The organism is Stenotrophomonas sp. STEN038, assembly GCF_056759895.1.
This window is the reverse complement of record NZ_JBRRDW010000004.1, coordinates 22085-46357: the sequence shown is the minus strand read 5'-3', so window position 1 is coordinate 46357 and position 24273 is coordinate 22085. Positions and strand designations below refer to the sequence as shown.

Sequence of the window (24273 nt, the reverse complement as noted above, 5' to 3'; positions counted from 1 at the left end):
CTCAGTGCAGCAGGGTCAGGATGTTCTTGCCACCCACCCGATAGGACAGGTTGTGCGGGCGTTCGCCCATGGGCTTTGCGCCGGTGCCGCCGATGATCTTGTAAGGCGGAATTTCCTTGGCCACCACGGTATTGGCGGTGATCACACAACCGCGTCCCAGGTGCGCACCGTGCGCAACCAGCGCACGGCTGGCGATCCACACATAATCCTCAATCACGATCGGGGCCGACACCGACCAGAATTCCGGCGCGGTCAGATCATGCGTCCCGGCGATGATCAGCACGTGCGATGCAATCGCGACGTGGTCGCCAATACGCAGACCCGCACGCGCATCGATCTGGCAATGCCAGGCAATCACGCTGTCCTTGCCGATCACCAGGCTGTCCATGCCCAGTACCTCGGTGTTGCGCCAGATGGTGGAGCCCTCACCAATCTTTGCGCCGCCGATGCGCAACCAGGTCAGGCGCACCCAATGGAACGGCACCTTGTTGATGGCGATGTTGTAGATCTGCTCCCACAGGCGCAGGCTGCGATCCTTGAACGTCGTCCAGTTGATGCCGTAGCGCGGTACCAGCTTGGTCGGCAACTCGGTCTTCAGCTGGTGGTAGAGCCGCTTCCCGAGTGGATGCTCGAGGCGCCACTCGATGTCCACCGAGCAGATCGATACCCGTACCTGATCGCCGCTGCTCTCCTCGAACGCGCCTTCGTTGGCCAACAGCCACTCATAGGCCTCGGTCAACGCGGCCGGTTCCACGCCCATGCGCGCAGCGTAGTCGCCAAGCCGCGAGCGCAGGTCGACGGAATGAAAAATACGATGCCTCATTGCTGCTTCCTCGAACTCGATAAGGGCCGACCCTCTGCGCCGGGTGGGACGGCGGCCGCGCTCTGCAGCCCCAGCCCCATCACCAGCCAGAACAAGGCCACCAGCACCATGGTGAAACTGTAGTAGTGATCAATCAGACCTGTCAGCAAGGCGGCGACCAGCGCGGTGGTACAGCCCATCCACAAGCCGTTGCGGCGGTCGATGTTGAGCACCTTGCCCTGCGGCCGCACCTGCCGCCACCAGCGCCAGGTCACCACGCAGTACAGCAGCATGCCGATCAAGCCCAGCTTGTACATGTAGTACAACCACAGGTTGGAGATGCCGAGCAAGCCGCTGCCCGGCACCGGCGGCTCGGTACGGAAACCAATTCCCAAGGGATAACGCGCAACCGCCTCGGGGAAGCGCTTGTACTCATCCACACGCACCTCGGTACTGGCATTGTCAGATGAGAACATCGTCGCCAGACGGTCCTGCAGCGGCGCATAGGTAACGGTCAACACGCCGCCGAGAATGATTCCGGCCATCACCATTGCGCGCGCATACGGCACCCGCAACCAGGACAGCCATAGCAGCACCACGCCGATAGCGAGGATGGCACCACGCGAACTGCTCAGCAGCAGCGCCGCGGCACCGAGCACGGCCACCGATGCGCCAAGCCCGCGCCGCCAACCGTGTTGGTAGAGCCCGTAGAACGCGGCAAGTGGCACGAACATCGCCATCGCACCGCCGGTCAGGTTCGGGTGTACCCACGGCGAACCGAGGCGCGCGTTCTCGGCACTGAAGATGTCCAGCAAGGCTTCCGGGTGCGCGTAGCGCAGCTTCTCCAGCACCGGGATCATGTCCAGTGCGCTGCGTGATTTGACGAACATCCCCAGCGACAACAACAGCATCGCCAGATTACCCAGCAGCAGCATCACCACCAGTTGCTCGCGCTGCTTTTCCTGCGACAGCATCAGCGGGGCCAGCAATAGCAATGAAAGGTTTGCCAACCAGCGTACCCAGTTCACTGGCCCATTGCCGTCAGCCACGATCGTGACCTGACCCACCACGAACGGCAGCACGCTGAACGCCATCAACAACAGCATTCCGCGCTCGACACCGCCCCACTGCGGCCGCTCCAGCCGCTGGAAGAACAACTGCAACGCCACCCCGGCCCAGGTCAACCCGAGCATGGCCTCGGCCACGGTGAAACGAAAACCCACCTGCAACGTACTGAACGGCATGAAGGTCGCCGCCAGCGCAAACAGCGACAGCCCGACCACCGGCCAGCGCAGAACCACCAGTGCAGCTGGCAGTCCAACCAGCACCACGAAGAATTTGGATGGCGGCAGGAACAGCAGCAGGCTGCCGAAGAACAGACCGCACAGCACCGCGATGGTAGTGCCGAGCCTCATCGCGACACCTCCTGCAGCAGTTGCGCCACCCGCTGCCGGTACGGTCCAGCGCCATAGCGCTGTGCTGCGGTGATCAAGGCCTCGCGTGTTTCCTGAGCACCGCGCCCCGCTGCCGCTGCCAGCAGCGCTTCACGCAACGAAGTGGCATCGCGCGGATCGAAGCGCAGCGACTGCATCGGAGTGATCTCATCCAGCGCGCTGCCGGTGGCAACCGCAACCGGCGTGCCACACCCCAATGCTTCGATCACCGGCAAGCCGAATCCTTCCGCGGTCGCAGGATGCAGCAGACGTTCGGCGTCGTGGTAGAGCCGCGACAACTGCGCATCACTCAAGCCACTGCGCCAATGCAGGCCGGGTAGACCAGCCAGCTCCGCGCTTACATCAGCGCGATCACCTATCAAAACGAGATCCGGCAGCGCATTACCTTCCTCGCGCAGCGCCTGCCACTGCTGCAGCAGGAACGGAATGTTCTTGCGCGGCTCGCGGGTGCCGACCACCAGCCAATAACGTGCAGGCAAGCCTGGATCGGTTGCTGAACTGGGTGCCGCCAGCGGCAACACCGCGTTGGGCAACACCGAGGTCCGCGTGCTCGCACGCGGGTACAGCCGTGCAAGCTCGGTGGCGCTGAACTGCGACGGCGTCCAGATCGCATCGGCGGCACGTACCGCGTGCCCAATCATGAAGCGGTCCATTGCGCCATAGACGCGCCCGTGCAACCAACTGGCGTGGCGACCGGGCAAGGTCAGCTGGAAAACATCGTGCAGCAACAGCACCTGCCTGCGCAGCGTCGCTGGACGGCGCAGCGGCAAGCCGCTGTTGGCGGTGGCGATGTACAGTTCGATGCCCTGCTGGCGCAACGCATCCGGCAGGAACCCCAGCTCGAAGGCGATACGCGTACGCGGACGATGCAGGCCATTGCTAGCCGCCGACGCAGGCGGACAGATCGCCAGCTGCCGGTGCGGGTGCCCATCCGGCGCCATGCTGAAGCGCACCAGTTCACAGCCCTCCGACAACAGCGCCTGCTCAAGCGCCAACACCTGACGGGCAATGCCCGAATGCGGCGCGGCGGTGACCGGCCGGTAATCGATGCCTATGCGCATGTCAGCTCGGCGTACACCGCCTCCAACTGGTCCGCGGAGCGCTGCCAATCATGTTGCGCACGCACGTAGTCACGGCCAGCCTCACCGGTGGCCCGCGCCAACTGCGGATCGGCCAACAACTGCAGCGCGGCTGCAATCAATGCGCCAGCATCCGCCCCGCCCTGATAGTGCGTGCCCCGTTGAACGTCCAGCCCGGATACCGCCTGCGCTGTGGCGACCACGGGCAAGCCCGCCGCCATCGCCTCCAACACCTTGAGTTTGGAACCGCCGCCATCACGCAGCGCGGCCAGGAACAGGCTGCTCTTGGCCTGCACCGGCTGCAGGCTGGGCACGAAGCCCTGCCACTCGATACGCGCATCGGGCCAACGTTCTGCCCATTGCGTCGGCAATGCGTAACCACACAGGCATAGCCGCGTCTGCGGCGCAGCCGCCCAGATCGCCGGCATGATCTCGTCCAGCAGCCACTCCACCGCATCGATATTGGGCGCGTACTCGAAGTTGCCGACGAACAGAATCCGCCCTGCGGCAGGATCGGCCACCACCTCGGCGAACGCTTCGGTATCGGTGCCATTGACGACCACGGCGATGGGCTGCTGGCTGTAGGCGGCCAGCACCTTGGCATCGTCCTCGGTCAAGGCCACTACCTTGCGTGCAGCACCCACGACCTGACGTTCCCAACGCTGGTAGCGCCAACGGTCCAGCCGCGCCAATGGCCTGAACACCGCAGGCAGGCGGCTGTAAGTCACCTCGGCAAGCGTGGACTCGACGTTGTGCTCACTGAGCAGGAAGCCGCGCGCGTGCTGCTGCAGCGGTCCCCGGCACGGCTCATACATATAGGAATGCTCGAGCTGCACGACATCCCAGGTTTGCTGCAACAACTGCTGCAAGGTGCTGCTGAAGGCAGGCGCATGACCATTCACCGACGCCAGCAGCGGTGCCGGCGACAGCAGTCCAGCGAGCATCGTCTTCAGGGAGCGCAGCGGCCGTCGCTGCAGCACGATCAGCTCTTCCAGCAATGGCTCCAGCTGCGCCTGGGTGGCAGCATCCAGCGGTACCTTGCTTTGCACCAACAAGGTGATGCGATGGCCGCGCGCGGCCAGGCAACGCAACAGATGGTATTGGCGCAGCTTGCCGCCGCTGGTGGTCGGCCACGGCAGGTAAGGCAGGATCCACAGAATGCGCAGCGGTCGCATCACCACTCCAATACCGACAGCGACGTCGATACCGGCACATTGACTGCATCGCCGCTGCCGATCTCCTTGTGCGCGCCGCTCAGCACATCGTGCAGCACCGCCTGCTTGAGGCCATTGACCTGGACCTGCCCGGGTTGCGCGCCCCAGAACAACCAAAGTCGACGGCCGTCCGGGCGCTGCCAGCCAATGCTGATCATGCCCGGCGTGTTACCGGTAAACACCGGTGCCTTGCCAGGCACCAGACGCGGCCCGGTGATCTGCAACAGGCGTTGCACCGCGCTGTACACCGGCTTGGCTGCAGCGGCTTCGTCCAGCAGCCCATAGCGGCGATCACGCGCACCTGCGCGCTGGTCCAGGTCACTCAGGGCGAACAGGAAAATCTTGTCGTAATCCAGCGCACTCATCAGCGCCAGGCGACGGGTCACGAAGTCGGCCTGCCCCTGTGCGCCGATGATGGGCTGCTCTTCCTTGGGGCCGGCATAGCTGGACCAACCCCATTCGTCGGCCCAGATGTCTCGCGCACCGGCGGCGCGCAGTGATGCATTGCCTTGGCGGGCACGCTGCACGAAGTCCATCGCATGCGCGTCGTCGCCTTCCGGATACAAGGAGTACGGGTGATAGGCAGTAATCACGTCCAGCGAGAACAAACCGCCCTTGGCCAATGCTTCGACCATCAACGCGCCACCACGGGTGGGCATCTGGCTGAAGTAGCCCATGCCACCCAACACGATCTTGCGACCCGGCGCATCGCGGCGCATGGCCTCCACGCTGGTCAGCAACAGCTGGCCATAGGCGGCAGGATCTTCGCGCGGTCGCCAGAATGCCGGCAGGTTGGGCTCGTTCCACACCTGCCAGGCAACAACCTTGGGATAGCGCTGCGCCAGCTGCACCAGGGCGCGCGCGTAGAGGTTCGGATCCTTCGGCGGGTATTGGTCCGGGTTTGGGCTGCCGGCTGGCGCTGAGGTGGCGTGCGGCGCCGAACCGACCAGATACACCTCGGCCTTGAGACCACGGCGCTCCATTTCCTCCATCAGGGGATCCAGCACGTCCCAACGGAACTGGCCTTGGCGCGGTTCGATGGTGTCCCAATGCAGGTCCACCCTTACCCACTGCAGGCCCAGGGCCTGCAACTGATCCATCTGCTTGCGGTACTGGGTAGGCTCGAACCACAGGAAGTGTGCATTCACACCGAGATAATCAGCCCATACCAGCGGCCGCGGCGGCACCAGCTCCAAGGCCGCACGCTCGCCCTTGGCGCAGGCAGTGACGCCCCACAGCAGCGAACCGACCAGCACGGCTGACGCCAGTACCCGCAGCAGCCGCGCCCTGAACATGCCTGGTCCTTTCATCGCTTACGCTCCACAACCGATGTAAACAGTGCCGCAAACTCGCTGGCAATTGTCGCCCACTGGCGTTGCGCGCCCAGCGCGGACGCCGCTGTCGCCCAGCTGTGCGCCAATGACGGCTCATCCAGCAGGCTGACAATGCGTTCGGCCAAGGCGTGGCTCTGCCCCTGCGCATACACCACGCCGTTGCCGTAAGACACTTCTTCGGCAAACGCGCGTGCGTCCGAGGCAATCACCCCGCGCCCGCTGGCGTTGGCCCAGGACAGCGCGCCGCTGGTGCCGCGCATCCGGCCGAGCAAGGCGAGCTTCTTTGAATCGCGATACGGCAGCACCATCGCGTGATGGGCCTGCACGCAGTCCAGGATGCCGCTGGCGGGCAGGTCGAGCTGCCACTCGATGCGATCCGCGATACCCAGTTCGGCAGCGCTCGCTCGCAGCTGCGACAGGTAGTTGCCACGGCTGCCAAACGCCAGCTCCGGCGCCGATCCACCCGCCATGGTCACTGCAAGCCGCGCCTGTGGCCGCTGGCGAAAAACCGCGGCCAAGGCATCGAACAGGTCCTCGATTCCCTTGCCCGGATAGATGAAGCCGAAATACAGCAACTTCACGACCTCGCCTTCCGGCAATGTGGCAGCGGCGAATGCCGGATTGCCATGCGCGATGAAATGCACCTTGTCTGGCGCAACCTGCATCCGCTCAACGAGACAGCTGCCACCGGTACGGGTCAACGCCACCATTGCATCCAGACCAGCAGCCAAACTGCGCTCGCGCGCCAGCGTGCGTCGGTCCTGTGCCAGTGCCAGCAGCTGCGGCAAGGGGCGCGGCCAGGTCGCTATGCGGCGGGCCAGCCCCTGCGCAGGGTCCGGCGAGCGCCATACCAGCCGCTCCGGATCGTGCACGGTCGCGCTGGTCGCCAGTTGCGGCCAGCGCACACGTAGTTGTTCAAGCGCGAGGAACTCGGGACCACGCCCGCCGCCCAGCTGCGCATGGACGATATCCACGTCCCGCCAGAACGCTGCATCACTCGCGTCCCAGGCACCGTCTGCGCGCTGCGGTGGTACCCGCACATCCACGCCTGCAGCACGCAGCGCTTCCATCCATGCCTGCGCATAGTCGGCGATGCCGTTCTGCAACGGCGGCAACGGTGCGAGCAGCGCAAGCCTCACTCAGTACGCCCCGAGCCAACGACTGATCGGCTTCCAGAACCTGGCCGGGATTTCGAAAACGCGACGATTGAGCACGATGCCGTCGACACGCCCCAAGGCATCGCGCAGCAACGCCAGGGCATTTTCCACCGCCGGCACCGTGGTGCTGCGCGCCTGCACCACCAGAATGATGCGATCGCAGCCACGCAAGGCAATCAGCGCGTGCTCGTCGCTCAGCGGCGGCGCCTGCACGATCACCATTTCGCCGGGCTGCGCCGGCAGTGCGCCCTCGCGCACGCTATAGCCCTGCTGCCTTAGCACGATGGCCAGACGCGAGGCGATGAAGCTGACCCCTTCGCCGGAGCGACCGGAGGTCAAGCCGACCGACAGTCCTTGCTCGGCGATCTGCTCCAGCGGCAGGCGGCAATAGATGCGGTACAAGGCTGCACGCAGCGGCTGCGAGGCATCCTGGTCGCGCTCGATCTCCGGCACCGTGGCCAGCAGGGGCACGTTGAAGGTTTTCTCGATGCGACCGCCGTCGTGGATGCGCTGGTCCATCAGGTACAGCAGGAACACCACCACCAAGGCCACGGCCAGCGCCACCGGAATGGTCAGCAGCAGCATCAACATGCTCTTCGGGAACACGCGCGACGGGGTGAAGCTCGACTCACCGACCAGCGCCACATTGCTGAGGCGATTGCGGTTCAAGTCACGGATCACGCGCGCACGCAGCAGATAGTCCGAATACTGGGCGAAGGTTTTTTCGGCCGAGCCAAGCTCCAGGCTCAAGCGCGACAGCGATGGCTCGGCCGCCATCACTTCTTCGCGCGAGGCCTGCAGCTGCTTGAGCTGCTCATCGATCTCGGCGATGTTGGCATCGATCTTGGCGACATTGATACGCGCATCCTGCATGTCCTGGCGCAGGCGGGTACCCAGGGCATTGGGGGCGACATTGCGCGAACGCACCACATTGTCATTGACCGCAGCAATCTCTGCTTCCAGCCCGGCGATGCTCTCATCCAACGCACGTACCGGCGGCGCACCTTCCTTGAAGTTGCGCAGCAGATCCAGGCGCTGCTGCTTGAGTCCGTTCAACTTCAGCTTCAGGTCTTCGCGGGCAGGATTCAGGCTGATTTCGCGCTCGGTCACCACCTCGCCTGCGACAGCAGGCAACTGCCGGCCGGCCGCACCGAGAATGCCGAGCAGCGCCTCGCGCTCGGCCTGCAGCTCGCGGCGATGACGGTACAGCTTCTGCAGCTGGTCGGTCACGTCCTCGATGCGCTGTTCGACGCTGGTGGCATCGATGACGCGCAGGCGGTCACGCAGCTGCTGTTTCAGCTTGATGATGGTGTCGTTGAGCTCGGTGTTCTGCTGCTGGTAGAAATCAAACAGCGCATCGCCGCCAGCAGCATTGGCGCGCTCATCGAAATAAGCGTCCACCCAAGCCTGCGAGATGCCCTGCGCGACATGCGGGTCACCCCAGGTCACGCGCATTTCCATCACGTTCGAGCCCGGATCGTGGCTTACCGCCAGACGCTTTGCCAGCCGTGCAGCAAGGCGGTCCTCCGGCGGCGCCTTGTCCATCAGACCCACGCCGACGAACACATCACGCACGACTTCCTTGCACCAGGCCGCGGCCTTGCCCATATGGAACTTGAAGCGCGCCCAGCCGCCCTGCGGCGGTACCGATGACATCGCCAGATAGGCCTTGGCGACCTTCAGCATGACCGGCGCACTGGTCGCCATCTTCTCCTCATCCAGCAGCGGATCGCGCTGCGGACTCTGCTGCACGAAACCTGATTCCGGGCCCGGCTGCACCGGCAACTGCACGCTGGCGCTCTGCGTCGGCTTGACCAGCAAGCGCGCATCGGAGACGAAGCGATTGGGCAGCAGGAACGCACCGGCCACCACCACCGCGATCGTGACCATCAAGGTCAGGCGAAACTCGCGGGCGAAAATAAACAGCAGACGCAGCGCGTCGCGAAGGCTACGGACTTCGATCACGGCACGGTTACCTCTGGCGTATTGATCCGGTAGGACGGCTCGTTTATCTGGTAATTGGCCGATGCACCGAAACCACGGAACATCAGCAACTGACCGACATACATGTCCACGCGCTGGATCGCATTGCCGATCCGCGAACTGGGCACGAATACCAGGTCGCCGCGCTGCAGTTGCACGCCCGGCTGGCCATTGGTGGCAGGGCTGAGCAAGGCGGCATAGTCGAAGAAGTAGACCTGCTGCATGCCTTCGTCATCCTGGCGCACCAGTGCGACATGATGGCTGTCCGCGGTCGGCAGCACGCCGCCGGTGGCGGTGATGGCCTGCGGCACGGTCACCGCCGACATCAGGTCGAAGGTGCCCGGATTGCGCACGGCACCGCCGACATAGACGCGGCTACCGGGCGCTTCAGCGATATTGATGGTCACCCGTGGCTCGCGGTAAATCGCATCCAGTCGCTGGGTCAGCTCTTCACCGATGGCTTCCGGGGTACGTCCGCCAGCCTTGACGATGCCGATGAACGGATAGGCGATGTTGCCGTCGGGCCTGACCCGGTACAGCGTTGCCTCATCCTTCTCGGCGGGCGTCTGCGCATCGCGCACGATCCGCAGCACATCGCCGGTATGTACCTTGAGCACCGGCTTGGGTAGCTGATCCGGGCTGAAATTGCTGATCTGGCGCTCACGCACCACCTTGCCGGTGGGCAGCTGGACTACGTTGGACATCGCGCAGGCGGTGAACAACAGGGTAAGCAGCGCCGGCAGCGCCAATCGCAGGGACTTCATGATTGCCTCCAATAGCCGGTAAACATTCCAATACGTCGTTTCAAGCGCAGCGGCAGATGCCGTTCCATGTGCCCCAGACGATAACCAATGAACTTTGCAGCGGTGCGCAACAACGCACCGGGTAGTGCAGTGACCGCGCCGGCCTGGCGCAGCGCGCGCAGCTCGGAGCGCACGAAGCGACCACCTTCGCCGCCCGCACCACCAAAGCGCTCGCGTATCCAGCGCTCGCGCGAATAGAACACGCCGATGTCGAAGTAGCGGCGCAGCTCTTCCAGGATGCTGTAGTCGTGCGAATGCCAGGCCTCGGCAGCAGCCACATAGTTGACCGCCCAACCCGCCAGCAGCACGCGCGCGGCGACATGTGTGTCCTCGGTGCCGATCACATCCACCGGAAACCCGCCCACCTCGGCCAGCACATCGGCGCGATAGGCACAGAATGCATCGGAACTGAAACAGGTCTTGATGCCGAGCTCGGCGGCGTCGCCACTGCGCTTTATGCGGCCCTGCGGCGGATAGTTGAAGGCACGCGCATGCCGGGCCAGGATGCCTGCCTCCGGGTGCGGAATCTGCCGCCCATAGGCCACCGCCACATCAGCGGCGGCATACACGCCATCGACCAGCGCCTGCAGCGCATCCGGCGGCACCGGTATCGCGTCCTGGGTCATGTAGATCAACACATCAGCATTGACCAGGCTGGCCGCAAGACGCCGCGTACCGCCATGGTTGAACGTAGCTGGATCAATCTCCACCACCCGCGCGCCGAACTCGCGCCAGCGCGCGACACCGCCATCGGTGGAGGCGCTGTCGATGATCAGCAGTTCGTCTGGCTGCAGCGACTGCGCACGCAGCGCCGGCAGCATCCGCGCCATATGCGCTTCACCGTTACGTACCGGGATGATCAGGGCAACACGCGGCCTGGCCATCAGTACGCCGCCTTCATCGACAACACCGCCGGCAAGGTGCGCAGCAGGATGAAGGCATCCAGGCCAAGCGACCAGTTCTCGATATAGGCCAAGTCGTACTCAACGCGCTTCTGCAGCTTCTCGACGGTATCGGTCTCGCCGCGGTAGCCATGCACCTGCGCCAGACCGGTGATGCCAGGCTTCACCTTGTGCCGCGCCACATAGTTGGCGACGGCCTCCTCGAACAGGATGTCGGCTGCCTTGGTGGCGGTGGCATGTGGGCGCGGCCCGACCATCGACATGCTGCCCGCCAGCACGTTGAACAGCTGCGGCAACTCATCGATGCTGCTCTTGCGGATGAAACGCCCGATTCGCGTCACCCGCGGATCGCCAGCGCGCGTCTGGGTCTGCGCATCCATGTCACGTTGATCATGGAACATCGAGCGGAACTTGTAGACCTCGATCAACTGATGGTTGTAACCATAGCGACGCTGCCGGAACAGCACCGGGCCGCGCGAATCCAGCTTGATGGCGACGGCCACCAGCAGCATCAACGGCGACAGCAGCAACAAGGCCAGGCTTGCCAGCACGACATCCTCGGCCCGCTTGTAGGCTGGCGCCCAGCCTTTCAAAGGCGGCTCCGAGACCACCAGCATCGGCACGTCGGAAATATCCGCGACACGCGGCAGCGCGAAGTTGAAGGCCTGCATCTCCGGCACCAGGAATACCTGTACCGGCATCTTCCTCAGCAGTTCCACATAGTGGTGATTGCGGCCTTCGGCCACCGCTGGCAGTGCCATCAACACCTGATCCACCTCGTTGTTGCGGATCAGCTGCTCAAGCAATGCGAAATTGCCGATCAGCTGCGGCCGCAGGTGCGAGGCGATCCGGTCCGGGCTGCGGTCATCGATGAATCCCAGCAGGCCGCTGGCGATGTCCACGTTCTGCTGCATGTGCTGGGCGAGCCGGCTGCCGTTCTCGGTCGCCCCCAGGATCACCGAGCGGCCAACGAAGTGGCCGTCGCGGATGCGCCGCTGGAAGAACGCCAGCATCAGCAACCGCCCAAGTACCAGCAACAACAAGGTCGTCAGGTACCAGAGCAGCGCCATCTTGATTGGCAGGTAGGCGATCACCCGGAACACGGTATGCAGCATCAGCACCAGGCCGAAGCTGGCCGACCAGGCAACGATGGTGGAGCGGATCAGCACCCGATTGCTGAACATCTCCCGCCCGTACATGCCGAACGCGGTGAACACCAGAATGGTCAGCAGGCCCGCCAGCAAGGCCAGCACCCCGTAGGTGCGGATCAAACTGCTGTCGTGGACCCCCATCAGCAACAGCACCAGCGCCGCGGGCGAGACCGCGGCGCAGAAGTGGAAAATACGCGCCATCAGACGCGACCAGCGCATCACTACAGGGCGGGTATTTGCGAACAATGCATCTGAAAACGGTAAGCGCATTACGACGTCAGACACCTGTGCTGATGCGAACAAAACAGGCACACACCCACACAAACCGAGGCAACCGCCTGCAAAGCGACGCCATCGGCTTGACCCTAGTGAGCCACCTGCCCCCCTGCAGACAACCGGCCGGACTCATTCAACGAGGAGTACGGCTGTACCTGATCATCTGTTCCTTGCCCGATACAATAACGTGATGGGACTCACGTTTACAGGGGTATAGGCACATGGATGCGCTGCGTTAAGGAATCAATCGCAGTTGTCAAGGCCAGATGACAGGCGTTTGACGCTTACTGAAGCTCGAAGACCTGCCGCAGATAGGACAGGTAGCCCGGATCATCACACATGCTCTTGCCGGGCGAATCACTGAGCTTGGCCACCGGCTGACCGTTGCAGCGGACCATCTTGATGACGATGTTCAGCGGCGTCGGGCCCAGATCGTTGGTCAGGTGTGTGCCAACACCGAAGGCAACCTGGCAGCGGCCACGGAAGTGGTCGTACAGCTGCATCACCTTCTCGATGTTCAAGCCATCGCTGAACACCAGTACCTTGCTGGTCGGGTCAACGCGGTTGGCCTTGAAATGGGCCAGCATACGGTCGCCCCACGCAACCGGGTCGCCGGAGTCATGGCGCACGCCATCAAACAGCTTGCAGAAATACATGTCGAAGTCGCGCAGGAAGGCATCCAACCCGACCACATCCGACAAGGCGATACCCAGGTCGCCGCGGTACTCGCGTGCCCAGGACTCCAACGCCGCCACCTGCGAGTCGCGCAGGCGTGGGCCCAGCGCCTGGAAGGCCTGCAGGTATTCATGCGCCATGGTGCCGTGCGGCGTCATGCCATACATACGCGCGAAGTACACGTTGCTGGTGCCGACGAACTGCGGACCCAGTGCGTCACGCAGCATCGGCAGCATCGTGCCATGCCATTCCCGCGAGTAGCGGCGGCGGCTGCCGTAATCGGCGATACGGCAGTTCTCGAACCCGGCAGTATCACGCAGCAACGCGGTCTTGGCCTGCAGACGGCGTTCGCCTTCGGCGAAATCGGCAGTGGTGGTATTGCGGAACCAGACTTCGTTGATGATCGCCAGCAACGGCACTTCGAACATGATGGTGTGCAACCACGGGCCGGTGATGTCCAGCTCGATCTCACCCGGCACGGTTTCCGATGCACGCAGGCTGATGTACTTGCGGTCCAGGTGGAACAGGCCGAGGAAATCGGCGAAGTCCGGCTTCACGAAGCGCAGCCGACGCATGTATTCCAGCTCGTCGGCGGTGAAGCGCAGGCTGCACAGATGGTCGATCTCGCTGTTGATCTCGTCCATGTACGCGGCCAGGTCAATCCCGGGCGTACGGCATTTGAACCGGTACTGGACGATGGCGCCCGGGTACTGGTGCAGTACCGCCTGCATCATCGTGAACTTGTAGAGGTCGGTGTCGAGCAGGGATTGGATGATCATGCCCGGCATTATGCGCTGGCTGGAGGCTCGGGTTCAGCCGGCCGCGGGGGCTTGTTCATGGTCTGTGGCGGTCGCTGGAGTTAGGGCTGGCGGCGGTTGCTCGAAGCGCCCCCTCCCCAACCCTCCCCTGCGCGTTGCGCAAGGGAGGGAGCCATGCACGCTTCAGTCCCCTCCCTTTGGCGCAGCCAAGGGGAGGGCTGGGGACGGGTGCTTTGAATGCCCCAACACCCCAAGACCCAAACTTATTTCAGCAACAACCGCGGCACCTGCAACGCCGCATGCGCCCAGATCGCACACCACACCCCTGCCCTCACCGGCAAGCTGCGCTGGCTGGCTTCAAACTTGCGGAAGTAACGCCACAGGCCGCGATGCTTGTGCCATTCCACGAAGAACGGCCGCGAGCGGCTGGACACGCCACGCACATGCAGCACCTTCAAGTCATTGGCGATGGCCACCACCGCGCCGGCCTGGCGCGCGCGACGGCATAGATCCAGGTCTTCGGCATGCAGCCGGTAGCCAGCGTCCCAGCCCTGCAGACGATCAAACAAGCCGCGCGGCATCAGCAAGAGCGCGCCTGACAAGGCCTGCACCTGCTGCAACGCTGCCGAATGATCCACCTGCACCGCCAGCCGCGAACCCGCACCGGGGTTACGCAGCATCGCGGCGAAGTCAGGGTCGCGGCGGCGTACCGCCGGATCAGCGACGCCGTCCTCGTCCACCTGCTCCACGCCGAGCAGGCAATCACCCAGTGGCCGGCCAAGGTCGCGCAGCTGGGCCAGGGTCTGCGGTTCGACCATCAGATCCGGATTGACGAAGGCCAGCCACGGCGAATGGCATTCACTTGCGCCTTGGTTGCAGGCGGTGGCAAAGCCGGGATTGTCGGGATTGGCGATGAAGCGCACGCGGCTGTCGGCCAGCGCATGCCGCTGTGCGATCGTCAGCGAGCCATCATGCGATTCGTTGTCGACCACGCGGATCTCGGCAATATCGGCGGCGGCACGCAGACGCTGCAGGCACTCATCCAAGGTGCTCGCACTCTGGTAACTGACCACCACCACCGCAATTGAATCGCTCACACCGGCTCCGCGCCTGGAAGGGAACCACAGGCATCGAACAGATCGGGCTGGGCTTGCGGCATTATCGCCTGCTCGCATAGCTGCTGCAGTTGCTGGCGGTGGGCATGAAGCGGGTCGTTCATCAGGAACGCTGCCAGCCGCGCGGTCCACACCGGCCAGCGATTGGCCAGTACTTCCATGTCGCCTTCGGCCGGCTGGCCTTCACTCTGGCGCCCAACGAAGGCGTTGTCACACAGCACGTTTCGCCAGCCCAGCCCGCTCATGCGCAGGCTCAGATCTACCAGCGCGGCATACCACGAGCCGTAACTGTGGATATCCAGCCCGCCGGCACGACGACGTGCACTGCCGCGTATCAGCACCGCATGGGTGACCGCCGAGGGCAGCTCCGGCTGCAGCAGCGGCATTGCCGCCAGGGCCTGCAGCAGCCGCGCCGGATCGGCGGGCACTGGATTGAGTTCGCCGGCACGCGGCCACGATACGGCTTCGCCGGCGTTGCTCCACGGCGTGGCGGTGGCGATGGAGGCATCACGCGCCAGACAGTCACTGAGTTGCTGCAACCAACCCGCAGTCGGCAACGCATCGGGCGCCAGCACGGCCACGTCAGCATCGCCGCAGGCCTTCAGCATCTCGTCCAGATGCGCCGCCTCGCCGATCGGGCGCGGACGGCGTGTGTACTCGGCCTGTAGGCGGGTGCTTGCAAGCCAATGCTCGATCACCACCTGCCCGCGCGGGCCACTCTGGCCATCATCGGCCAGCCACACCGGCGTACCTGCCGGTGTGTGCTTCTCCAATGCCGCCAGACAGGCGTCAAGCGCTGCATCGTCCACACCCACCGGCAGCAGGATGACCGGCAGCGCCATGCTCAGCGCCCCTTGGGTGCGTTGATCGGATCCAGCGCACGGAACTTGCTGCCGTACTCGTCAGTGAGATTGCGCGCTTCCTGCGGGTTGCGGACGATGGTCGGGGTCAGCAGCACGATCACTTCGCTGCGTCGGCTGCTTTGGGTCTTGCGGCCGAACAGGCCACCGATCACCGGCAGTCGGCTCAACCCGGGCAGACCGGATGAGCCCTTGGTGGCACTGTCCTCGATCAGGCCGGCCAACATCACCGTGTCACCGGCATTGACGGCCGCTTCGGTCTTCATGCGGCGGGTATTGATGCGTACGTTGCCGTTGTCATCAGGCTCACCTTCTGGCGAGCTGACTTCCTGCACGATGTCCAGGAACACCATGCCGTCGCGGGTGACACGTGGGCGCACCTTGAGGATGGTGCCGGTTTCCAGGTACTGCACCTGCGCGTACTGGTTGTCGCTGATGCCTGACACCGACACCGAATACACCGGAATCTTGCTGCCCACGTTCAACGTGGCCACTGCATTGTTGCGCACGAACAGCGACGGTGTCTGCAGCAGGCGGACATCGGTGACCTGGTCCAGTGCCGTGATCACCGCGGCGGCGTTCTTGCCGAGGAAGGTCCAGCTCAACCCGCCGCCGCCTTTTCCGTCACCGGGAATCAGCGAGCCGGCGATATCGCCCCAGATGCCACGCCCGAGGGCTGACGGCAGGCCGGCGCCGCCCTTGTCGACGGCGGCGTTGACCGCCTGCTCGAAATACCAGTTGACGCCATAGCTCAGGTCACCGCTCAAGGCGACCTCGGCAACCTGCGCCTCGATATGCACCTGCATCGGCATCACGTCGAGCTTTTCCACCACCTCGCGGATCGACCGCCATGCCTGCGGTGTACTGCGCACCAGCAAGGTATTGGTTTCCTCCACGGCGGAAACTCCAACGCGGTCGCCTTCAACTTCCAAAGTAACGCTGCCATTGCCGGGGCTGCGCTGCGGCAAGGCCATGCCCTCGCCCATGCCGTTGTTGCTGCCGCTACCGCCGCCCATGCCATCGCTTTTGCCGAACGAACCGCCCCCATCGCCGAGGTTGTCGTCGGCGTTGGCTGAAGGATCGACGGTGCCCCCGCCTTGCAGGTTGATCGCACTGGCACCTGGCGCCAGCGAAGTTGCACCACCCTGCCCGCCGCGCGAGCCACTACCAGCGCCAAACACCTCGGCCAGCCGCTCTGCAAGGTCCTTGGCCTTGATGTATTTCAACTCATGCGAGAACAGACGGGCGCTACCGCCGGCACTGTCGATGCGATCCAGCCACTGCTGGATCTGGTCCAGATAGCGGGCCTGCGGGGTGATGACCAGCACTGCATTGGCATTGTCCAGCGGCATGAAACGGAACATGCCGGCGCTTGGTGTCTTGCTGGCTTCGCCAAATACCTTCTCAAGATCACTGGCCACCTGCGAGGCGCGCCCGGACTGGATCGGGAACACGCCCACCGACATGCCGGACAGCCAATCCACGTCGAAGATCTCGACCGTACGCAGGTAGTTTTCCAATTCGGTGCGGGTGCCGCCCAACGTGATCACATTGCGTGAGCCGTCAATGCCGACGATGGCGTTGGGCCGCGCATAAGGCTCCAGCACTTTCTTCATCTCGCTGGCCGAGATGTACTGCAGCGGCACCACCCGTACTTCGTAGCCTCTTGCGGCCGAGGCCGGTGCGGTGCTGGGCGCGACCGTGCCTGCCAGCGACTGGTCCGCCGGCACCACGTTGTAGCGGCCACCGCTGTAGATCAGGCGTGCGTTGTTCCAGCCCAGCACCATCTCCAGCAGGTTCAGCGCCTGCGCCGGTGATACCGGCTTGGGCGTGGCCAGGGTTACCGTGCCCTGCACGGTCGGTGCGATCACGTAGTTCTGGCCGAGCATGTCACCGAGGATGGCCTTGGTGACCGCCTGTACCGACTCGCCTTCAAAGTTGAACACTGCCGTGCCATTGCCAGCCGCGGTCAAGGCAGGAGCCGGTGCCGAGGCGGCAGCGCGGTTGATCACTGTGCCGTTGCCACGCCGGATCACCGCACGCCCCTGATTGTCATCGGGTTTGGGGGCTTCTTCGGCGCTCAGCGGGCTGGTACGGGCTGCCTCGCCGGGGGCCGGCGTGCGCGTGTCCGGCGCAGCAGTGCGGCGGATATCCGGCGTCGGCGTGGTGACGCAGCCACTCAAGGCGCCGATCAGCAGGCTGGCTGCAACTATGCGTGATGTCATACGCTCACTCTACGGGTTCTGGCGGCCAGAGCCGCCGTTCTGATTCTGTTGTGCCTGCCGACGGCGGGCCTGGATGCGATCACGGATCGCCTTGATCTGATCTGCTGACGGTGCAACCGGTTCGGCTGCAGGCGGCGGTGTGGGCACGCTGACCGGCGGATGATTCGGCTGCGCATTGCCAGGCATGGGCGCTGCACCACCGTCTATTGGCGGTTTGGGCCCACCGCTGAACACCTGCAGTTCCAGATTGAGCGTGCCCGCCGGCCCACTGACCACGGCGCTGCGCGGCTGCAGCGACAGCAGCTGCCAACCGTCCTGTACTTCGCCGCCCAGACGCAGGCGCAGCGACTTGCCCTGGTCGGTGGTGAGCGTAGCCATGTCCAGGCCCGGCGTCATCAATACCCCGGTCAAACGCACACTGGCCGCTGCCGGCTCACCGGCTTCGCCGATGAAGAACGGATGCGGCCGCCGATCACTGGCAAACAACGGCCGGCTCAAAGCCTCGGAATTGTCGGCAACCGCAAGCGCCGCGGGCTGCGGAACCGCTGGCAAGGCAGGCACGTCCAGTGCGGCAGCGCTGCTGCCGATCCTGCTGCCCAGTCCAAACAGGCACAACGCCCACACCAGCAGCGCCCAACCAGCGAATGCGCCCAGCAACCAGGTGCGTAGACCTGCTACATCATTGCGCATTGGCAACCTCCGTCGCCGGTGCGACCACACCGGGGCGCAGATAACCGCTGAGCTCGAAACTCACATCCAGTCCGCCACCGCCTTCGCCCAGGCCGGCGGACAGGATGTCGAGCCGGTCCACGCGCAATTGCGGTGTTCCGGTTTCCAATGTCCGCAACACGCTCATCCATTCGTTCATGCCGCAACGCAGACGCGCCTGCACCGCCACCCGCGGAAAGCGGCCAGTGCTGTCGGCCGGCAACGGCGAGCGGTCGCTGATCGCGCAACTACGCTGGTCCGGGCTGGCCAAGCGCGCGGCTTCTTCCAGCCGCTGCACCAGTTTGGAGGTCGCCAGCTCCACCGAGTTTTCGGCCATGAAACCGGGTTGATCGGCCAATGCCTGTTGCGCCTGCTGCAGCCGCTGCGTGACCTGCGGCGCCTGCCGCAACTGCATGCCAATGCGCTGCTGGCGCTCCTGCAGGGTCGCGATTTCTGCTTCCACCGCCTGCATCGGCCGGGTCCACAAGGGCTGCACCAGCAGCAGATAGATCACGCCCAATATGGCCAGCAACAGTGCAAGGGCCAACCAGCGATCACGGCGCGCGGGGTGCGGTGCCATCGGCAGCCTCCTGGTTGGGGCCGCGCAGTTCTGCGGTCAAGGTGAAACGCTCACGCCCGGCACCTTGACCGGCCTGCAGCACACCGGTCAGTGACGGCGTCTTCCACAGCGTGGAGCCCTCCAGCTTGGAGACCAGCGACGAGGCACTGCTGCTCATGCCGATCAACTGCATGCGCCCGCCTTCGATCGAGAGTTTTTCCAGCGAGGTGTCATCGCCCAGCCGTTGACTGAGCTCATTGATGATTTCGGTGGCAGATGCCTGTTGGGCACGCTGTGCAGTGAAGAACTGCTGACCATCGACCAGATCCTGCAACTGCTGCCGCTGCGCGGCCACCGCCCGTGCGCGCGCCGCAGCGGCCTCCACCTGCGTCGACAGTAGCGCGGCAGCGGCGCGACGGTTGTCCAGCAACTGCCAGGCAGCCAGCACCATCATCACCAGACCTGCGATCAACAGCAGGCGGTTGAGTCGGCGCATCGGGTCATGTCGTTGCCGACGCATCGCCAGCGGCAACAGGTTTACCCCCAGGGGCTGTCCTTCAACGTCGACCGCATCCACTCCGTCAAGCTGCTGCTGCCATGCCTCGCCCGAGCCCAGCAACGCGTCCACCAGTGGCCGCGGCGCGACCACCAGTTCGGTATCCAATTGGCCATCAGCGCGACGCTGCAACAGGCGCACGTCGTAGTAGACCTGCGTGGCACTGAAAGGCGTTTGCCGGTCGATCTCAAAGCCAAGCACTTCACGCAGGCGCGCCTCGGCCGCGGCAGGCATGCGCAACGGCTTGCGCAGTATTGCGTTGGCCGACAACAGCGCGAAGCGCGGCAGGCCAGCAACGCGCGGAGGCAAGGCCGCGTCCACTGCATTGGGCGCCGCGTCGATGGGCAGCACCTGCAGCAACTGCCGCTGGCCGCTCTGCAACAGCGACACGGTCAGCTGCGCGTCGACAAGCTCCAGCAGCAAGCGCGCATCGGAGACCCCAAGCAGTGCCCGCCAACGCGCAGGCAGCCAGGACAGCAACGCCTGCGACCACCATGACCAGAAGCCACCAGCGCCCGGCACAATGCGTGCACTCGCCTGCCCCAGTCGTTCACGCAACCCTGTCATCTGGACATCGCTCCCTGTTCCCACTGCAGCACCGTATACGGCGCACCGGCCATAGCACCGGGATTAAGACGGACCACGGCGCGGGTAACCGCTTTTCGCTCGGCCACCAGCTGCACCTTGCTTTCGACACTATAAGTGCCGCTGTCGGCTCCCATGGGTGAAGTTTCGCCCATCCCGGCACCGCCGTCTGCACGCTCACGCTGGGCCATGATCAGCGCAGCATCCATCCCCATCGCGGTCAGCACCGGCGCTGGTGCGAAACGTGGACTGGGCTGGCCGCTACCGTAGACCGTCACCAGCGGTGCCAACTGTGCATAAAGCTCCGGCTCCATGCCGAGCACGCGCTGCAGCTCGCTGATACTGTCAAATGGCGCGTTCCTGGCGCCGTAAGGCAGGCCAGCAGCCTGATAGTTAGCGGTTTCCGCGCCGCCGGAGACCTGCAGCAGCGAATCGACGTCACGCCAATCGACGATGGCGCCGGCCAACCGCGCGGCCTTGTCAGGCGCCACTCCAAGTGCACGCAACAGGCCTTGCAGCAGGTTCAGATCGGCCTTGTTCAGATCGACCTTGCCGGACTCATCAACGATACGCAGCGCCACCGCATGGCCATCAAACTGCCAACGGTAAGGGCGCCCGTCGGCGTGCCAGCTGGGCTGGGTCGGCGTGGCGCGCATCCGCGACAGCGCGTAATCGATACCGGCATGGGCGATCTGCTCGCCTCCGGCAAGGTCGCCGGTCACCCGGCCCTGCAGGTGTTCGACCCGCGCAGTGAGCGCGAACGCGGCGATGGTAGTGGTCAACAACGCCACCACCCACAACACCAGCACCAGGGCCGCACCGCGCATCTTCATCGCCAGCTCCCGGCGACACCGTGCTGCGGCAATGCGACGACCAGTGGCGGCCACGCTGGGCCACCTGCGGGGGTGATCTCGATGGAGACCAGGGCCGGCATGCGCCCCGGCAAATCCCAGCTGTCCTGCCAGCGGCCCATTGCACCGGTATTCGGATCGGCACCGCGATAGCGCAGCTTCACCTGTTTGAGATCGTCGGCCAGCAGCTCGCTGCCACGCGGTGGATTTTCCTCCAGCAACTCACCGTTCTGCAGCAGGGTCAGCCCGATCCGCAGCTGCTGCTTGTCACCGCTGCCGCTGACTTCAAGCGTGTGCAGATAGGGACCGCCGCGGCCCAGATAATTTGGCACATTGGCGACAAACCGGAGCTGCTGTGGCGTGCCGGTAAACACCTTGGCACTGCCACTCAACGCATCGCGCTGCAAAGGCAATGGCATTGCCGAGACCAGACGCCTGCGCAGGAAACCCTCGACTGCGCGCATGCGCTCATTGCCACTGGCAATCGCCTCACCACGGCTACTGATCGCCAGCGTCGAACGCACTGCGGCGAATGCCAGCGCCATGCCGGCAGCGAGCAGCACGGTGGCCAGCAGCACCTCGATCAAGGTGAAACCGCGTGCGCGCACTGGCCGCGATCGACGCGGTGAACGCTTCATGGCGGCGCCTCCAGCGGCGCGTTGCCACGCAGCCGCAGCGTGCGCCAACGTAGTTGTTCCTGCGCGCTATCGCCCCAGCGCACCTGCAGATCCAGCAACCATAGCCGCGCCTGTTGCTGGCGCGGCTCCACATAAGGCGAGACCTGCAGACTCCAGTGATAGCGGCCCTGCTCCCATTCGCCCTGCTGGCGGCCTGCGCTCAACGGCGCCTCCACGCCTGCCAGTGCAAGCAACGACTGCGCGTGCAAGGCAGCGCGACCATAGCCATCGGCCATGCTGACCTGACGCGCGGCACCGGATAGGCTGCCCAGAAGCAAGGTCATCGCCAGCGCCAGCAGGGCGAAGGCGACGATCACTTCAATCAACGAGTAACCGCGTTGGCGCTTCATCCAGCGCCCTCTCTCAGCGGACCGGCCTTGACCTCGCCCGTGATCCACGCCACGTCAATACGCCATATCGCATCGCCTGCACGCAGTTCGATACGGCCGCCACTGGAGGCGCCATCCTCAAAGAAACGTACGACGCCTTCATCCTTGCGGGTCTGCAATTGGCCGGCGCCGGTGAAGCGCACCGTCAGTGCCTTCGGCAGCTCACCATGATGGCCGTCCGCGCCCTGCCAGCGGCGGGTGCCGGGGTTGATCTGCAATTGCTGGACGACGCCGGTGCTGATCGCACGGGTGCGGGTGTAACGCAATTCGGCTGCCAAGGCCTTGCCGGCCGAGCGCAGGCGCATGCCATCCATGCCGCCGCTCATCGCCATTGCCGCCATCAAGGCCAGCGCAGCAACCAGTGCCAGTACCAGCACCATCTCCAGCAGTGACATGCCACGCATTGCGCCGCGCCGCGCTGGTACGGCACGCACGGCGGCAAACGGAAGCGGAATACGCGGCGCGACCATCACAGCTTATTCGTAGCGGATATCGGCGTTATAGCTTTCGCCGCCCGGCTGACCGTCGGCGCCCAGACTGATCAGATCAAACGGCCGCCCCTCGCCCGGCACCCGGTACTGCACCGGATTGCCCCACGGATCATTGAACTCGGCCGGTTTGGAATACGGGCCCAGCCAGCCAGCCACACCGGCAGGCTGGGTCGACAGATCCTCCAGTTTGCCCGGCAAACGGCCGGTGTCGAGTTTGTAGTTCTCCACCTTGCTCGCCAGCGTCTGGATCTGGGTCTTGCCCAGGTTGGCCTTGCCACGATCGGCGCCGCCCAGCACGCGACTGCCAACCAAGGTCAGCACTGCACCAATCAGCACGATGACGATGATGATTTCCAACAGGCTCATGCCGGCCTGGCGTGTGCGTGACATGGGTTGTTTCAGGGCTCGCCTCATTTCTTCTTCCTTCTACGAAAACCAGGGGTTAACCGATGGCATTGGTCAGGTCATACAGCGGCACCAGCACCGCGATGATGACCACGCCCACCACCGACGCCAACAACAAGGTGATCACCGGCACCAGCGCCGCCAGCATGCGGTCGATGGCGCGGGCAGTTTCCTGCTCAAAGGTATCGGCGGTTTTGAGCAGCATGCTTTCCAGCGTGCCGGACTCTTCGCCAACCTGGATCATCTGCAGGGCCAGGCGTGGGAAGCGGCCATTGCGCCCCAGCGACGAAGCCAGCCCAGCACCGTTCTTCACTGCCTCGGCGGCTTCACTCACGTCAGCGACCAGTGCGCGGTTGCCGAGCACATTGCGGGCAATACCCAGGCCTGCCAGCAACGGCACGCCATTGCGCAGCAAGGTGCCGAGCGTGCGCGCAAGCCGTGCGCTCTCCAGCTTGGCAACCAATCCGCCAATGATCTGCCGCTTCAACAACCATGTATCAAAGCGCAGACGTAATACCGGGTCGCGTCGCTTGCGTTCCACCCACAACAGCAACAGCGCCGGCACCACGATGAACACCAACCAGCCTTTGCGCACCAGCAGGCCGACTTCCAGCACCACGCGGGTAAACCATGGCAGGGTCACATCCAGGCTCTGGTACATCAGCGAGAACTGCGGCACCACATAGCCAAGCAGGAACAACAAGGCCAAGCCGACCACTACCAGCAGGATGGCCGGATAGATCAGTGCGTTGATGACACGCCCCTTCAATTCCTGGCTGCGCTCCAGATAATCGGCCAGGCGCTGCAGGGTTTCGTGCAGGCTGCCGCCAGCTTCGCCAGCACGCACCATGTTCACGTACAGCCGCGAGAACAGGCCATGTTGGCGCTCCAGCGCCTGCGACAGTGGCGCACCGCTGCGCACGCTGTCGCGTATGTCGGCAATCACCCGTTGCGAGCGCTGGTCTTCCGGCGTCTCCATCAGGATCGACAAGGCCCGGTCCAAGGGCTGCCCGGCGCTCAACAGCGTTGCCAGCTGCTGTGTGAACTGGACCAGGGTGGCGCCGGCAAACGGGCGCTGCCGCCACTGCTTCCAACTACCACCCTCGAACGCAGAGCCAGTCGCCGGCTTGGCTTCCATCGGCAGATGACCCTGCTCCTGCAGGCGCGCGATCACCTCGCCTTCGTTGGCCGCATCCATCTGCCCCTCGAGCAGATCGCCACGCGCATCCAGTGCCTTGTAACGGTAACGCGGCATCAGCAGTGC

Annotated in this window: 23 protein-coding genes; all 23 read right to left on the bottom strand. The window is 64.4% G+C overall.

From position 1 onward, the window contains the following. Window position 1: 1 nt before the first annotated feature. The 23 genes from ACVOLS_RS02550 to xpsF all read right to left on the bottom strand — a co-directional run bounded on the left by ACVOLS_RS02550 (window position 2) and on the right by xpsF (window position 24264). Window positions 2-823 (bottom strand): acyltransferase, encoded by an 822-nt coding sequence (locus ACVOLS_RS02550; protein WP_481544349.1) that lies wholly within the window; start codon window positions 821-823, stop codon window positions 2-4. After that, window positions 820-2217 carry an O-antigen ligase family protein gene (locus ACVOLS_RS02545; protein WP_481544348.1) on the bottom strand — a complete coding sequence of 466 codons (1398 nt, stop codon included), beginning with the start codon at window positions 2215-2217 and terminating at the stop codon, window positions 820-822. The genes ACVOLS_RS02550 and ACVOLS_RS02545 overlap by 4 nt, the downstream gene beginning before the upstream one ends. Beyond that, window positions 2214-3317 (bottom strand): glycosyltransferase family 4 protein, encoded by a 1104-nt coding sequence (locus ACVOLS_RS02540; protein WP_481544347.1) that lies wholly within the window; start codon window positions 3315-3317, stop codon window positions 2214-2216. Before ACVOLS_RS02540 ends, ACVOLS_RS02545 begins: the two co-directional genes overlap by 4 nt. Continuing rightward, window positions 3308-4510: a glycosyltransferase family 4 protein gene (locus tag ACVOLS_RS02535; RefSeq protein ID WP_481544346.1), complete on the bottom strand. Its 1203-nt coding sequence runs from the start codon at window positions 4508-4510 to the stop codon at window positions 3308-3310. The genes ACVOLS_RS02540 and ACVOLS_RS02535 overlap by 10 nt, the downstream gene beginning before the upstream one ends. After that, complete coding sequence (locus tag ACVOLS_RS02530) at window positions 4510-5859, bottom strand: beta-galactosidase (protein WP_481544345.1); 1350 nt, start codon at window positions 5857-5859, stop codon at window positions 4510-4512. Before ACVOLS_RS02530 ends, ACVOLS_RS02535 begins: the two co-directional genes overlap by 1 nt. Then, entirely contained in the window at window positions 5856-7022 is a 1167-nt protein-coding gene (locus tag ACVOLS_RS02525) for a glycosyltransferase (protein ID WP_481544344.1), read from the bottom strand. Before ACVOLS_RS02525 ends, ACVOLS_RS02530 begins: the two co-directional genes overlap by 4 nt. Next, the gene (locus tag ACVOLS_RS02520; RefSeq protein ID WP_481544343.1) at window positions 7023-9005 is read right to left on the bottom strand and encodes a GumC domain-containing protein; all 1983 of its coding nucleotides are present in this window, start codon (window positions 9003-9005) and stop codon (window positions 7023-7025) included. Then, the gene (locus tag ACVOLS_RS02515; protein ID WP_481544342.1) at window positions 9002-9787 is read right to left on the bottom strand and encodes a polysaccharide biosynthesis/export family protein; all 786 of its coding nucleotides are present in this window, start codon (window positions 9785-9787) and stop codon (window positions 9002-9004) included. Before ACVOLS_RS02515 ends, ACVOLS_RS02520 begins: the two co-directional genes overlap by 4 nt. Then, complete coding sequence (locus tag ACVOLS_RS02510; protein WP_481544341.1) at window positions 9784-10710, bottom strand: glycosyltransferase family 2 protein; 927 nt, start codon at window positions 10708-10710, stop codon at window positions 9784-9786. The genes ACVOLS_RS02515 and ACVOLS_RS02510 overlap by 4 nt, the downstream gene beginning before the upstream one ends. After that, entirely contained in the window at window positions 10710-12080 is a 1371-nt protein-coding gene (locus ACVOLS_RS02505; protein WP_481544340.1) for an undecaprenyl-phosphate glucose phosphotransferase, read from the bottom strand. The genes ACVOLS_RS02510 and ACVOLS_RS02505 overlap by 1 nt, the downstream gene beginning before the upstream one ends. Before the next feature lie 359 nt (window positions 12081-12439). Beyond that, window positions 12440-13609, bottom strand: a complete 1170-nt coding sequence (pncB, locus tag ACVOLS_RS02500; protein WP_481544339.1) for a nicotinate phosphoribosyltransferase — start codon at window positions 13607-13609, stop codon at window positions 12440-12442. Between the two features lie 242 nt (window positions 13610-13851). Continuing rightward, entirely contained in the window at window positions 13852-14685 is an 834-nt protein-coding gene (locus ACVOLS_RS02495) for a glycosyltransferase family 2 protein (RefSeq protein ID WP_481544338.1), read from the bottom strand. Beyond that, on the bottom strand, window positions 14682-15551 hold the full coding sequence (locus tag ACVOLS_RS02490; RefSeq protein WP_481544418.1) for a glycosyltransferase family 2 protein: 870 nt from the start codon (window positions 15549-15551) through the stop codon (window positions 14682-14684). Before ACVOLS_RS02490 ends, ACVOLS_RS02495 begins: the two co-directional genes overlap by 4 nt. Further along, on the bottom strand, window positions 15548-17788 hold the full coding sequence (gspD, locus tag ACVOLS_RS02485; RefSeq protein ID WP_481544337.1) for a type II secretion system secretin GspD: 2241 nt from the start codon (window positions 17786-17788) through the stop codon (window positions 15548-15550). Before gspD ends, ACVOLS_RS02490 begins: the two co-directional genes overlap by 4 nt. Before the next feature lie 9 nt (window positions 17789-17797). Beyond that, a complete protein-coding gene (locus ACVOLS_RS02480) occupies window positions 17798-18478 on the bottom strand; it encodes a type II secretion system protein XpsN (protein WP_481544336.1) in 681 nt (226 codons plus the stop codon). Further along, entirely contained in the window at window positions 18468-19076 is a 609-nt protein-coding gene (gene gspM, locus ACVOLS_RS02475) for a type II secretion system protein GspM (RefSeq protein ID WP_481544335.1), read from the bottom strand. The genes ACVOLS_RS02480 and gspM overlap by 11 nt, the downstream gene beginning before the upstream one ends. Further along, a complete protein-coding gene (locus ACVOLS_RS02470) occupies window positions 19051-20178 on the bottom strand; it encodes a PilN domain-containing protein (protein ID WP_481544334.1) in 1128 nt (375 codons plus the stop codon). Before ACVOLS_RS02470 ends, gspM begins: the two co-directional genes overlap by 26 nt. Next, entirely contained in the window at window positions 20175-21029 is an 855-nt protein-coding gene (locus ACVOLS_RS02465) for a type II secretion system minor pseudopilin (RefSeq protein WP_481544333.1), read from the bottom strand. The genes ACVOLS_RS02470 and ACVOLS_RS02465 overlap by 4 nt, the downstream gene beginning before the upstream one ends. Beyond that, window positions 21026-21685: a prepilin-type N-terminal cleavage/methylation domain-containing protein gene (locus ACVOLS_RS02460; protein ID WP_481544332.1), complete on the bottom strand. Its 660-nt coding sequence runs from the start codon at window positions 21683-21685 to the stop codon at window positions 21026-21028. The genes ACVOLS_RS02465 and ACVOLS_RS02460 overlap by 4 nt, the downstream gene beginning before the upstream one ends. Further along, window positions 21682-22074 carry a type II secretion system protein XpsI gene (xpsI, locus tag ACVOLS_RS02455; RefSeq protein WP_481534858.1) on the bottom strand — a complete coding sequence of 131 codons (393 nt, stop codon included), beginning with the start codon at window positions 22072-22074 and terminating at the stop codon, window positions 21682-21684. Before xpsI ends, ACVOLS_RS02460 begins: the two co-directional genes overlap by 4 nt. Beyond that, window positions 22071-22517 carry a type II secretion system protein XpsH gene (gene xpsH / locus ACVOLS_RS02450; RefSeq protein WP_481544417.1) on the bottom strand — a complete coding sequence of 149 codons (447 nt, stop codon included), beginning with the start codon at window positions 22515-22517 and terminating at the stop codon, window positions 22071-22073. Before xpsH ends, xpsI begins: the two co-directional genes overlap by 4 nt. A 72-nt stretch (window positions 22518-22589) precedes the next feature. Beyond that, window positions 22590-23018 carry a type II secretion system major pseudopilin GspG gene (gene gspG, locus ACVOLS_RS02445; protein ID WP_481544331.1) on the bottom strand — a complete coding sequence of 143 codons (429 nt, stop codon included), beginning with the start codon at window positions 23016-23018 and terminating at the stop codon, window positions 22590-22592. 28 nt (window positions 23019-23046) lie between these two features. Next, window positions 23047-24264 carry a type II secretion system protein XpsF gene (gene xpsF, locus ACVOLS_RS02440; protein WP_481544330.1) on the bottom strand — a complete coding sequence of 406 codons (1218 nt, stop codon included), beginning with the start codon at window positions 24262-24264 and terminating at the stop codon, window positions 23047-23049. Window positions 24265-24273 lie beyond the last annotated feature (9 nt).